This is a genomic window from Sandarakinorhabdus sp. (assembly GCF_040398645.1).
GTDB lineage: Bacteria > Pseudomonadota > Alphaproteobacteria > Sphingomonadales > Sphingomonadaceae > Sandarakinorhabdus.
On the sequence record NZ_JBBATR010000001.1, the window covers coordinates 35,319 to 47,233 of the forward strand.

General features: G+C 66.0%; 10 protein-coding genes. 2 read left to right on the top strand and 8 right to left on the bottom strand.

The window, feature by feature from the left end; translation table 11 throughout:
- The coding region (locus ABWP50_RS00185; protein WP_353215967.1) for a TPM domain-containing protein at nt 1-710 on the top strand (710 nt) is incomplete at its 5' end.
- A gap of 12 nt (nt 711-722) precedes the next feature.
- On the opposite strand, the gene ABWP50_RS00190 is transcribed toward ABWP50_RS00185, so the two are convergent.
- The 6 genes from ABWP50_RS00190 to ubiA form a co-directional block, all read right to left on the bottom strand.
- Nucleotides 723-1,334 carry a glutathione S-transferase family protein gene (locus tag ABWP50_RS00190; RefSeq protein WP_353215968.1) on the bottom strand — a complete coding sequence of 204 codons (612 nt, stop codon included), beginning with the start codon at nt 1,332-1,334 and terminating at the stop codon, nt 723-725.
- Nucleotides 1,335-1,391: 57 nt separating this feature from the next.
- A complete protein-coding gene (locus tag ABWP50_RS00195) occupies nt 1,392-2,339 on the bottom strand; it encodes a Gfo/Idh/MocA family protein (RefSeq protein ID WP_353215969.1) in 948 nt (315 codons plus the stop codon).
- Nucleotides 2,336-3,667 (bottom strand): MFS transporter, encoded by a 1,332-nt coding sequence (locus tag ABWP50_RS00200; RefSeq protein ID WP_353215970.1) that lies wholly within the window; start codon nt 3,665-3,667, stop codon nt 2,336-2,338. Before ABWP50_RS00200 ends, ABWP50_RS00195 begins: the two co-directional genes overlap by 4 nt.
- Nucleotides 3,668-3,769: 102 nt before the next feature.
- A complete protein-coding gene (locus ABWP50_RS00205; RefSeq protein WP_353215971.1) occupies nt 3,770-4,588 on the bottom strand; it encodes an inositol monophosphatase family protein in 819 nt (272 codons plus the stop codon).
- A gap of 25 nt (nt 4,589-4,613) precedes the next feature.
- Nucleotides 4,614-5,960 carry a TldD/PmbA family protein gene (locus ABWP50_RS00210; protein WP_353215972.1) on the bottom strand — a complete coding sequence of 449 codons (1,347 nt, stop codon included), beginning with the start codon at nt 5,958-5,960 and terminating at the stop codon, nt 4,614-4,616.
- Nucleotides 5,961-6,204: 244 nt separating this feature from the next.
- Nucleotides 6,205-7,122: a 4-hydroxybenzoate octaprenyltransferase gene (gene ubiA, locus ABWP50_RS00215; RefSeq protein ID WP_353215973.1), complete on the bottom strand. Its 918-nt coding sequence runs from the start codon at nt 7,120-7,122 to the stop codon at nt 6,205-6,207.
- Here ubiA and ABWP50_RS00220 point away from each other — a divergent pair.
- Complete coding sequence (locus ABWP50_RS00220) at nt 7,121-7,861, top strand: 16S rRNA (uracil(1498)-N(3))-methyltransferase (RefSeq protein ID WP_353215974.1); 741 nt, start codon at nt 7,121-7,123, stop codon at nt 7,859-7,861. The two genes, ubiA and ABWP50_RS00220, sit on opposite strands and share 2 nt — an antisense overlap.
- On the opposite strand, the gene ABWP50_RS00225 is transcribed toward ABWP50_RS00220, so the two are convergent.
- Entirely contained in the window at nt 7,845-10,157 is a 2,313-nt protein-coding gene (locus ABWP50_RS00225) for a penicillin acylase family protein (protein ID WP_353215975.1), read from the bottom strand. The genes ABWP50_RS00220 and ABWP50_RS00225 overlap by 17 nt on opposite strands.
- Nucleotides 10,154-11,899 (bottom strand): N-acyl-D-amino-acid deacylase family protein, encoded by a 1,746-nt coding sequence (locus ABWP50_RS00230; protein WP_353216029.1) that lies wholly within the window; start codon nt 11,897-11,899, stop codon nt 10,154-10,156. The genes ABWP50_RS00225 and ABWP50_RS00230 overlap by 4 nt, the downstream gene beginning before the upstream one ends.
- Nucleotides 11,900-11,915 lie beyond the last annotated feature (16 nt).

Consider the following 11,915-nt stretch of genomic DNA (forward strand, 5'->3'; position numbering starts at 1 on the left):
GGCGGCTCCGGCGGCGGCGGCGGCGCGTCTGGGGGCTGGTGATGTTGTTCAACGATAATGACCGCGCCCGCATTGCCGGCGCCATTGCCGCCGCCGAAGCCACGACGGCTGGCGAGATTGTGGTAATCGTCAACACGCGGCCGCATCGTTACGCGGCAACCCTGCTGGCGGCAGCCGTGCTGGCGGCGCTGGTGCTGCCATTTGCGGCGGTGCTCGCCGGCTGGTCGCCATCGGCGCTATTCCCGGATTGGGACGTGCTGGATGCCGCGCTGCGTGAGCGCCATGCCATCGAAGCCTTTGTGGCCGTGCAGGCGGCAGTGTTCGTGGCCGCTCTTGCGCTGGCTGGCGGCCTGAAGCTGGACCGCAGCCTGACTCCGCGCGCGCTGCGGCGGGACCGTGTCCATCATGCTGCTCTGGTGCAGTTTCGCGCGCATGGGCTGGCCGCCACGCAGGGCCGCACCGGCGTGTTGCTTTATGTTGATGAAACCGAGCGCGTTGCCGAAGTGATTGCTGATGATGGCGTGTTCGCCCGCGTGGCGGCCGAAGCGTGGGCCGATACAATCGCGGCGCTGATCGACGGCATCAAGGCGGGTCACGCCGCCGATGGCATGGTCGCCGCCATTGCCAGCGCTGGCGCCGTGCTGGCACAGCATGTGCCGCCGGCTGCCAGCAATGCCAACGAACTGCCCGACAGGCTGATCGAGCTGTAAGCCAGCGCGCGATCAGGCGGCAGCGGCAGGCCGCGCCGCCATGCGCTGGTGCCACGCTGGCAGCCACACCAAGCCATCCGGCAGCGGCTGTCCGACCTGCGCGCCGAAATCGACGAAGCAGAACAGCAAGATGTCCGCCAGCGTGAAGCGGTTGCCGCAGATGAAATCGCCTGTCATCAACCCATCGAGCCATTGCAGCTTTTTGGCCGCAATCGCCTTCAATTCGTCGCCGCCGCTTTTTGACATCAGCGGAAAGCGCGATTCAAACATCCGCCGGCCCTCGGTGGCGCGAAAGCCGTTGGCCATGACTTCGCAATAGCCCAGATCGATGATTCGCACCCATTTGCGCGTTTCGGCGCGTTCTTCGGGTGTGGTGCCGATAATGGCGGGAGCGGGGTGAAGCTCTTCCAGATATTCGGCGATGACGGTGATTTCGCTGATGACGCGGCCATCATCCAGCTCCAGCGCCGGAGTGCCACCAGCGGGCACCTTGGTGATATAGTCGCTGCTGCGGTTGACGCCGGCCGTTATGTCGATCGTGACGCTTGGCAGGTTGATGCCCTTTTCGGCCATCGCCATGCGCACGACGCGCGGGTTGGGACCGATCGAATCGTAGAGGCGCATGGGTAATCCTTTCGCAGTTTACGGAAGATGTTGGGATGACGTGAGCGGCACGGCCGGTCAAGCAGCGCTGCGCACCAGATCGATGGCCTGCATTGATCGCAGCGGATCATCGGCGGGAAGTGGCCAAGGCGCTTTGCCGCTGAGGTGGGTAATGAAGGCGGCCAATTGCGCACTGAAGGTGGCAGGGCCGGCGACTGGGTGACGTTCCAGCCCGGCGCTGGTGATCAACAGGATATCCTCGCCTTCGCGCACCGACATCGGGTTTTGCACGATTATGCTGCCGGCGCTGCCGATTATGGTCAGCCTGGCCTGGCGTGCGCCGGTCATGTCGGCAGCAACATGGGCGGTGATGCCGCCGGGCAAAACCAGATGGGCCGCAAAGCGCGCATCAGCGCCGCGTTCGCGGGCCAGTTCGGCACGGCTGACGGCAATTGGCTCGCCAGCAATCGTGCGCACCCAGGCCAGCGGATAGACGCCAAGATCCATCAGTGCGCCGCCGCCCAGCGCGGCATCCCAGCGAAATTCGTCGGCCGCTGTGCTCACCGCCACGTCAAACACCGCGTCGATATGGGTGATGCGGCCGATGCGGGGCAACAACGCCTGCACGGCTGCCCAGCACGGGTGGTGGCGGCTGTGCATCGCCTCCACCACCAGCACGCCAGCAGCGTCGGCGTCGGCGAGCAAGGCCGCAGCTTCGGCAGTGTTCAGCGTGAAGGGCTTTTCGACCAGCACCGGCTTGCTGGCGCGGATGGCGAGGCGGGCATGCTCGAGATGGAAGGCCGGCGGAGTCGCGACATAGACAGCATCAATATCGGGATCGGCAACCATTTGCGCATAATTGCCAAAACTGCGCGCGATGCCGTGGGCGGCGGCGTAGGCAGCGGCGCGCTGCGGATCGCGCGCAGCAACAGCTGCCACCACCACGTCGCTGCGTGCCTTGGCCGGCGCGATCATCGCATAGGTGGCGACGCGGGCTGCGCCGATAATGCCGACCGCCAAGCTCATCTGCTCTGCAGCTCGGCGATGATCTGCTGCTGGGCCGCGCGATCGATGGTCCAGCCGCGGGCCAGCCAGGCGGCAATCAGCGCGGTGGAAACCGGTGGCACCAGGAACAACATGACCAGGCCGTCAATGGCCGCCGGTGTGTTGGCAGCGCCCAATTTTGCATCAAACCCGACCATATCGAGCACGATATAGGCGAGGCCGACCGGGATGGCGTAACCCAGTTTCTGCACGCCCACCAGCACGGCATAATAAAGCCCAGCGTTGCTGCGCCCGGTGGCCAGGGTCTCGGCATCGGTGACATCGGCCAGCATAGCGCGCACCAAAAAAGCCGGAGCGACGGCCGGCAGGCCCGCCAGCAGCATGCCGCCCGCTGCCAGCCAGAAATTCTGCTGCGGCGCCAGCACCAGCATGGCGTGCAGCACGGCATAGCTGGAAATCGACAGCGCCACCGCCATGTGTTTGGAGGTGCGCCGAGCGATCATGCCCCACAGCGGCGCGCCAATCAGGCCGGCTGCAAAATAGAACAGCAGCAGCAAGCGTGCCTCGGCCACGCTGAACCCGCGTGCGGCTTCGAAAAAGAAGATCAGCAGCGCGCCGCCAAAGCCCGGGGGCAGGCTGGCAAACAGATCAATGAGCAGCAGCCGGCGCAGCAACGGCCGCTTCAGCGCAGAGACGATGTCGGCCCAGCCGTGCGGATGCTGGTGCACCGATTTGCGTTCGGGCACGCCCAGCATGATAATCGCAAAGGTCGGGATAACGAGCAGCAGCAGCACCCAGCCCATGGCATGCACGCCCAGCGCCGCCGAAGGCTCCCAGCCAAAGCGCGGGCCCAGCGCATTGGCGAGCGGCGGCACCGCCAGCAGGCTGATCAGTGCGACCATGTTGCCGGTCTGCCACCAGCTGAAAATGCGGCTGCGTTCGTGATAATCCGTCGACAGCGCCTGCCCCCAGCTGGTGTGCGCCACCTGCGCTGCCGAAAATCCGACGTAGAGCAGCAGCAGCCCGGCAAAGGCCCGGATCGGCGTGATGCCCGGGCTGGCAAAAAACACCATGGCCAGCCCCAGCGCCATCGCGATCCCGCCGCCGAGCATCCACGGTTTGAAGCGGCCAAGCCTGGTCTCCGTGCGATCAATCCAATGGCCGAACGCGATATCGATCGGCAAATCGATCCAGCGCACCGCCGAAAACAGGATGCCCACCACCGCCAGTTCCAGCCCCAGCGTGCTGGCATAATAAGGCGGCAGATACACCACTAGCGGCAAGCCAACCCCGGTGAGCGGCAAGCAAGGCGCCGCAAAAGCGGCCAATGTCCGGCGTTTGTGCAGCACGAGCTGGTAATCCTCCCCAGGAAATGCCGATACTGCGGTGCGCGGGCCGCCGGCGCAACCCGTGCATAGCGGCAGTGGCTGACGTTCGTATGGCTTGGCGAGTCAGGCGGCGGCGCGGCGGGCGGCGAATATTTTGAGCGCATGGTCCAGCCGGCCCAGCACTTCCCCATGCAGCGCCGGCGTGGCCGCTGCCGCGATCCCGTGCAGCACGGGCTGATGCCGATTGAAGCCCAGCGGTGCGCCGCGGCGATCGGTGAGGACGCCGCCGGCTTCGGTGAGGATCAGGCTGCTGGCGGCGACATCCCATTCCGGGATGCTGCGGCCTTCCAGCCAGGCGTCGGCTTCGTTGGCAGCCAGCATTGCCATGCGCAGCGCCAGGCTGTTGGGTTTGGCGACGGCGCTGCCCGGCCATGGGCTCGGCCAGAAACTGGCGGTCAGATTGGCGGCATCAATCGGTAGCCGCACGCCGTCCAGCGCCGCCAGGCCCGACACGCTGAGCCGTTTGCCGTTCAGCGTTGCGCCGGCGCCGAGGCTGGCGGCGTAAAGGCGTTTCTGGGCGGGGGCGGCCAGCACGGCCACGGTGACGGCGCCGTCCTCGATCAGCGCCACCGAAACAGCCCAGCCGGTGCGACCGCGCAGAAAATCGCGGGTGCCGTCGATCGGATCAATCACCCACACCCGCCGTTTGCCCAAGCGCTGGTCGTTGTCGGCACATTCTTCCGACAGCCAGCCATCGCCGGGCCGGGCGGCGGCGATGCTGCCTTTCAGATAGTCATTCACCGCCAGATCGGCGGCGCTGACCGGGCTGCCATCGGTTTTGGCCCAGCGTTCGGGATTGGTGCCAAATTGCGCCATAGCGATGCGGCCAGCGTTGCCGGCAATTTCGGCAGCGAGCACCAGATCAGCGCTGCGATCAGTCATGCTGCAGGCATTTCTACGGCCAATGTCAGCTGCCGGCCACGGTCATGCCGTCAATGCGCAAGGTGGGCGCGTTGCTGGCATGGCGGAAGCTGAGGTCGTTGGCGGCAATCAGGCCCTTGAACATGTCGATCAAATTGCCGGCGATGGTGATTTCCGCCACTGGCCGGGTGATTTCACCGTTTTCGATCAAGAACCCGCTTGCTCCCCGGCTGTAATCGCCGGTCAGGCCGTTCACGCCCATGCCGATCAATTCGGTGACATAAATGCCCTGCACGATCCCGGCCAGCAGATCCGCCGGTGCGGCGGTGCCGCCGGCCAGATGCATGTTGCTGGGGCCGGCGCCGGGCGGCCCCGATGTGCCGCGGCTGGCATGGCCGGTGGGCATCAGGCCCAATTGCCGCGCGCTGGCGGCATCCATCAACCAGTTGGTCAGCACGCCATTGTCGATGATCGCGGTGCGCTGCGCGGCCAAGCCTTCGCCGTCAAACGCGCGGCTGCGCAGGCCGCGCGGACGCAGCGGATCATCGATCAGGCTGAGCGTGGCGGGCAGGATGGCCTGGCCGAGCTTGTCCTTCAGAAAGCTGGTGCCGCGCGCAATCGCGCTGCCGGTGATGGCCCCCACCAGATGCCCGAGCAGCGACGCCGAAACGCGCGGATCGAACAGCACCGGCATTGCCGCCGATGCCAGCTTGATGGGGTTGAGGCGCGCCACCGCACGCTCCCCGGCGCGGCGGCCGATGATGTCAGCCGCTTCGACATCGGCCAGATAACGTGCGCTGTGCCAGGCATAATCGCGCTGCATGTCGCTGCCGGTGCCGGCCAGCACCGAAGCCGACAGGCCATGGCTGGTGGAGCGTTTTCCGCCGCGAAAGCCGGTGGAGGTGGCAAGCGCCGTGACCACCAGTCCAGCCGATGCGCCGCCACCTTCGCTGTTGGTGACGCCGGCAACGGCGCGCGCGGCATCTTCGGCTGCCAGCGCGCGTTCCTTCAGATCGGCAGCGCTGATTTCGGTAGAATCATGAATATCCAGATCAGCAAGCGGACCGGCCGCCAGCAAATGGGCTGGCGCCAAGCCGGCGTAGATATCTTCCGGGGCCAGCCGGGCCATGGCGACGGCGCGATCCGCCGCCTCGCGCAGGGCAGCGATGGTCAGATCGGATGATGACACGCTGGCGGATCGCTGGCCGATAAAGACGCGAATGCCGATTTCCTCGCCTTCGGCGCGGCCGATATCCTCCAGCTTGCCGAGCCGGACCGACACCGATGTGGCGCCGTCGCCCACATACATGGCATCGGCGCTATCGGCGCCGGCAGTGCGGGCGGCGGCGAGCGCGGCATCAAGGCGGATCAGGGCGTCATCTGGATTCAGCATGGTCAAGAGATAGGCAGTGGCCACGACCGTGTCACGGCCTATTCACGCGCAATCTTGTCGCTGCCGTGGCATATCATATGGCGTGGTAGCGGCCCGGTAACGGCGCGGGTTGTCGAGCCAACGCCTGCCAAGCCTGTGCTTGCTCAGTTTGTGCGCGGGGCTGGAGCCAACTCGGTCCAGCCCCGCAGCGCTTCCGGTTCCCTCGCAGGCCGTTTGGCCAGCCACTGCGGCTTCATCGTCTCGATCAGGCCAGCCCTACCGCCGCGCACGCGGCAAGCCACAAGGCCCCGGCGGCGCGGTTGGAGCGAAACAGCATCCACGCCGCCGCCGGGCTGATGTCGGCCAGCCGCAGCACCTGCCAGCCCAGATGCAGCGCCGCCGGCAGCAAGGCGATCACGGCCAGCGCCTGCCCCGCGGCCAGCCACAGCGCAGCTGCCCACAGACCGATGGCCGCCGCATAAAATCCGGCAACGCCCGCCCGCGCGCGCGGGCCAAGCGCCCGCGCCGACGATTTGATGCCAACCAGGGCATCATCCTCGATATCCTGCAGCGCATAGATTGTGTCATAGCCCAGGGTCCAGGCAATGCCGCCAGCCCAGAGCAGCAGCATTGGTAGCTCTGGCTCAGCCACAGCCGCCCAGCCCACCAGCGCGCCCCAGTTGAAGGTAAGGCCCAGCCATGCCTGCGGCCACCAGGTGATGCGCTTCATGAACGGGTAGATCGCTACTGGAATCAGGCTGGCCAGCGCGATGATCTGGGCGAGTGGCCGCAATTGCAGCAGCACGATCAGGCCGATCAGCGACAGCGCCACCGCAAAGGCCAGCGCGGCCTTCACACTGATCTGGCCGGACGCCACCGGCCGGGCGCGGGTGCGCGCCACTTGGCGATCCAGATCACGATCGACAATATCGTTCCACACGCAGCCGGCACTGCGCATGGCCAGGCTGCCCAAAGCAAACCACAGCGCCAGCAGCGGCGCGCTGCGCAACCCGCCGGCCAGCGCCAGCCCGGCGAGGCACGGCCACAGCAGCAGCCAGGTGCCCGCCGGCCGGTCCAACCGCGCAAGCCGCAAATAAGCCTGCGCGCGCGCCGGAAGCCGGTCGATCCAGCTTTTCAACGCATCTGGCGTAATGGGGGCAGGCGGCGTAACCACAGGCCCCATGAGCGAAGAAGACCGCAGCTTGTCAACCACGCCGCGCCTGTATGTGACGGCGGCGCTCGGTGCCGGCGCGCATATTGCGCTGGACGCGGCGCAATCCCATTATCTGGGCAGCGTGATGCGCCGCCAGCCGGGGGACATGGTGCGGCTGTTCAATGGCCATGATGGCGAATGGGCCGCGAAGGTTGCAAGTGTGGCCAAGAAAGCCGTGACTTTGGTGGGCGAGTGGCAGAGCGGCCGCCAGGAGCAGGTGCCCGATTTGTGGCTATGCGCTGCGCCGCTCAAGAAAGGCCGCATCGACTGGCTGGTGGAAAAGGCCTGCGAACTGGGTGTCGCTCGGCTGCAGCTGGTGACGACTCAGCGCACCGTGGTGGACAGGCCCAATCTTGAGCGGCTGATGGCGCATCTGGTCGAGGCCGCAGAACAGTCAGGCCGCACCGCGGTGCCTGGCCTGCCCGAACCGATGACGCTGGACCGGCTGCTTAAGGATTGGCCGGCGGATCGCGCGCTGATCTTTGCCGATGAAACTGGCGGCGAGGCCATGGCCGCCGCCCTGGCCCGCAGCCCGGCCCCGGCTGCCATATTGATAGGCCCGGAAGGCGGCTTTGCCCCGGCCGAACGCGATGCCATCCGCGCGCATCCGGCGGCGGTGCCGATCAGCCTGGGGCCGCGTATCCTGCGCGCGGACACCGCTGCGCTGGCGGCGGTGGCGGTGTGGCAGGCGCTCAATTCGCCGGGCTGACCCTTATGATGCGTTCCGCCTCTTGCAGCACACGGGGGCGGCTCCAGACGAACGGGACATATTGCCCTGTGGCCCAGCGCGGAAACAGATCGCGGTAATGCGGGCTGGCCGGGTCGCCGGACTGGCCGGGTGTGTTGATCGCCATGCTGTTGTCCCACGCGCCCACGTCCATCACCAGCCGCACTGACGCGCCGGATTGGACGTGGAAATCGGGTGCTGATCCCATCGCCATTGGGGTGGAGCCGCTGCCGCCGATGGGCAACGGGCCGACGCGGCGTTCGGCTTCGCGGCCTGGGATTGCCAGCGCCGGCTTGAAATCCGCCACATGCAGGGCGCCCCAGCGCCAAGTGGCCGGATCAGGGCCGAGCAGGCGCGTGGCTTCGGCAAAGGCGCCGCCCAGCGAGCCCAACAGGATGTTTTCGCGCCTGGCTTTGGCGTCGGGGCCGAGCAGCGTGCCATCTTCCAATACCGGCAGCACATTGCCGATGCTGGTGCGGCCAAAATTGCGGCGCATGGCTTCGGGAACGATGGCCTTTACCGCCGCTTGCGGCAGATGCCGGCTGGCCCAGATTTCATAAAGTGCGGCCGGGGCCGATTCGGGGCCTTCGTGGCCATCCCAGACTTTGAGCAACGCCAATGCTGCCACTTCGGGGGCATCGCGGCCGTTCAGGCCCTGCAGTATTGCCACGGCGCGCCGCGCCATCGCCGATGTAGCGTCATTTTGCAGCGTCATCGCATCGGTGAGGCTGAATTTAGGCTTGCTGCCGATCACTTCGGCGATGCGGGTGATGCGGCTGCGATCATTCCATTCCAGGCCGAGCAGATGCGGATAACCCGCCGGCACATTGTTTTCGTTGGCCGTGGCAAACCAGCCTTGCGGCGGATTGTGCACCACCGGCATCAGCCGCGCATCGAGCAGGCCTTTCCAGCCATGCGCCTTGCCGGCCGGCACCGGCAGCAGGCCATCTCCGGCGGTGCGCGCCGGCACGAAGCCGCCGGGCGCCCAGCCGATATCGCCGGCGCGACTCGCAAAGAGGAGATTGAGTGGCGGCGCCCCCCAGTGATCGCGGGCGATGAGGAATTCGTCCCAATTCCGGGCAGCAAACGCCCAGGCCGCGTTGAAATAGGCCGATGCGCCTGGCTTGCTCCAGGTGGCGCGCAAGGCAAAGCTGCGGCCTGATGCTGCGTCTTCGTGAATGATCGGGCCGTCGGCGGTGAATTTCAGCACGATAGCTTGCGGGGATGCGCCCTTCACCTCAATACTGTCTGCCACACTGATAAGCGCGGTGCCAGCGGGGTTCACTACCAGATCCTGCTGATCGATGGCGAAGATGGTGATGGCCCACGCCGCATCCTCGTTGTGGCCAAAGCTCACGCCGGGCAGCGCCGGTTCGCCTGATCCAGCAATCTTCAACTCCGGCGTATCGATGTGCGACAAATACCGCAGATTGGGGACGGCATGGGCACGGTGCGGATCATTGGCCAGTATCGGCCGCCCGGTGGCGCTGCGGGCCCGCGAAATGACCCAGTTGTTGGAGCCTTCCAGCGTTTCGGGATCGGTTCGGCTGGCCACCACGGCCTGTTTGCCGTCAAAGCGCACATCGCTGGTGCCGAGCATGTAATCGGCGAGTACATTGTCCGGGATGCCGCACGGATCGAGGCCCTTGGGAATGATCACCGGTCGCGCTGGTTCCAATTGGCGGCGCAGCGGTTCGTTGCGCACATCGCCGCCGCACAGCGCCCGGGCGCGCAGCACTTCGGAAGGCACGTTGCTGGCCAGGGCATTGGACCGGATGCGCACGATATCATCGGCTCTCCAGCGTTCGGGCTGGCTGGCGGTAGCGGCGAACTCCATGGGCAGCGGCTGCCGGCCAGCGGCGACATCGGCAACAAAGGCGTTGATGCCGGCGGCGAATCCTTCGGTCCACGCCTTGGCCTGCGGCGGATAGGCCGCCCATTCTGCCGCCATGTCGCCCCGATACAAAAGCAGGCGCGAAGCCCGGTCCTGAGCGATGAAGGCTGGGCCGAAGCTCGCCGAAAGGCGACCCAACCCGCGTTTGCGCCACAGATCGATCTGCCACAATCGGTCGCGCGCCACCGCATAGCCCTGCAGGAAAAACCCGTCGCGGGCATTTGCGGCATAGATGTGCGGGATGCCGGCGCGGTCGATCACGATCTCGCCCGGCGCGCTGAGGCCGGGCAACTGTCGGCTTTCGCTGAACACCGCTGGCGGTGCATCTTGCGCCCCGGCCGGGCTGGCCAGCAAAAGCGCCGCAATCACGGCACGGCGCATCATTCGGCAGCCAGGGCCGCAGCAGCCGGCACCGCTTGCGGCCCGCGAATCAGCCCGCCCGGCAAGGCGCCGGTCATGACGCCGGCGCGGAAGGTGACGCTGCCGTTCTTGATCGTCCAGGCATAGCCGTCCGCCTTTTGCAGCAGGCGCTTGCCGCCAGCGGGCAGATCAAAAGCCAGCCACGGCTTGCCGAGTTTCAGCCCGTCCAGATCGATGATGTTGATATCCGCCAGATAGCCAGGCGCAATCAGCCCGCGATCGTTCAGGCCGTACAGGCGCGCCGTGTCGCGGCATTGGCGGCGGATGGCGTTTTCCAGGCTGGTGGTGCCGCGCGCCCGGTCACGCGCCCAATGCTGGAGCAGGAAGGTCGGGCTGGCGGCGTCGCAGATGGTGCCGCAATGCGCGCCGCCGTCTGACAGGGAAATCACCGTGTCTTCGCGCTCCAACAGGCCCTTCACGAAATCCAGATTGCCATCGGCATAGTTGAGGATCGGGAAATAGATGAAGCCAGTGCCGTCATCCCGGCAGAGCAGATCATAGGCATAGTGGGCCGGTTCCTGCCCCGCCGCAGTGGCCATCGCATGCAGCGTTTCGGCCTGGGTTGGCTCGTAATCGAACGTCTCGCCCATTTCATATTGAAGCTGCCAACCCAGCGCGATTGCCATCAGCAGCGGCATCACATCGCTTTCCGGCCAGACATTGTCCTCGGCAAGCAATTTGGCCTTGAACGCGGGATCGCATAGATGCGCCCATTGCTCCGCCCACGGCAGCGCGTCGATGGCCTGCCAGCTTGGCCGGAATTTGAACGGGTGGACGGTGCCGCGCCACGCCATCACCACGCCGGTGCCGCGAATGGCGATCTGCGCCACGATATTGGCCCCCGCCGCATTGGCTTTGGCAGTTTCGGCCATCTGCTCTTGCCACGGCAGTTCCTTGGCGATGGATTGCAGCATGGCAAAGGTGACCGGCAAGCCGGTTTCGCGGCTCATTTGGGCCATCCAGCCAAATTCATCCCATTCGCGTTTCAGATCGCTGGCCATTTCGAACACGCCGTGGCCCACATGGCCCATGGCGCGGCCGATGGCGATCAATTCGTCCTTCTGGGCGGTGGTGCCGGGCACCAGCTCGCCATCAATCGATTTGTGCAGGATGGTGCGCGAGGTTGAAAAGCCCAGTGCGCCGGCCTTCACACCTTCCGCAACGATGGCGGCCATCTGAGCGATATCATCGGCCGTTGGCTCTTCGTTGCGCGCGCCGCGCTCACCCATCACATAGGCGCGCACCGCGCCGTGCGGCACGTGGGTCGCTACATCGATAGTGCGCGGCCGTTTTTCCAGCGCGTCCAGATATTCGGGGAATGTCTCCCAATCCCATGTCAGGCCTTCAGCCAGCGCGGTGCCGGGGATATCCTCCACGCCCTCCATCAGGCCGATCAGCCATTGATGCTTGTCGGGCTTGGCTGGCGCAAAACCCACGCCGCAATTGCCCATCACCACCGTGGTCACGCCGTGCCAGGATGATGGCGCCATTTCGCTGTCCCACGTAGCCTGGCCATCATAATGGGTGTGAATATCCACAAAGCCGGGCGTGACGATCAGGCCGTGGGCATCGATGGTTTCGCGGCCCGGCGCCGTGACGTTGCCGACGGATGTGATGCGGCCAGCGTCCACTGCGATATCGCCGACAAAGCGCGGCTCTCCGCTGCCATCAACGATGGTGCCGCCCCGAATGACCAGATCGTGCATAGCCTGTCCCTTTTGC

Bases quoted from the DNA above. Each gene is read 5' to 3' on its own strand.
- ABWP50_RS00225 (WP_353215975.1), bottom strand. From the start codon at position 10,157: ATGATGCGCCGTGCCGTGATTGCGGCGCTTTTGCTGGCCAGCCCGGCC.
- ABWP50_RS00210 (WP_353215972.1), bottom strand. From the start codon at position 5,960: ATGCTGAATCCAGATGACGCCCTGATCCGCCTTGATGCCGCGCTCGCC.
- ABWP50_RS00220 (WP_353215974.1), top strand. From the start codon at position 7,121: ATGAGCGAAGAAGACCGCAGCTTGTCAACCACGCCGCGCCTGTATGTG.
- ABWP50_RS00230 (WP_353216029.1), bottom strand. From the start codon at position 11,899: ATGCACGATCTGGTCATTCGGGGCGGCACCATCGTTGATGGCAGCGGA.
- ABWP50_RS00205 (WP_353215971.1), bottom strand. From the start codon at position 4,588: ATGACTGATCGCAGCGCTGATCTGGTGCTCGCTGCCGAAATTGCCGGC.
- ABWP50_RS00195 (WP_353215969.1), bottom strand. From the start codon at position 2,339: ATGAGCTTGGCGGTCGGCATTATCGGCGCAGCCCGCGTCGCCACCTAT.
- ABWP50_RS00190 (WP_353215968.1), bottom strand. From the start codon at position 1,334: ATGCGCCTCTACGATTCGATCGGTCCCAACCCGCGCGTCGTGCGCATG.
- ubiA (WP_353215973.1), bottom strand. From the start codon at position 7,122: ATGGGGCCTGTGGTTACGCCGCCTGCCCCCATTACGCCAGATGCGTTG.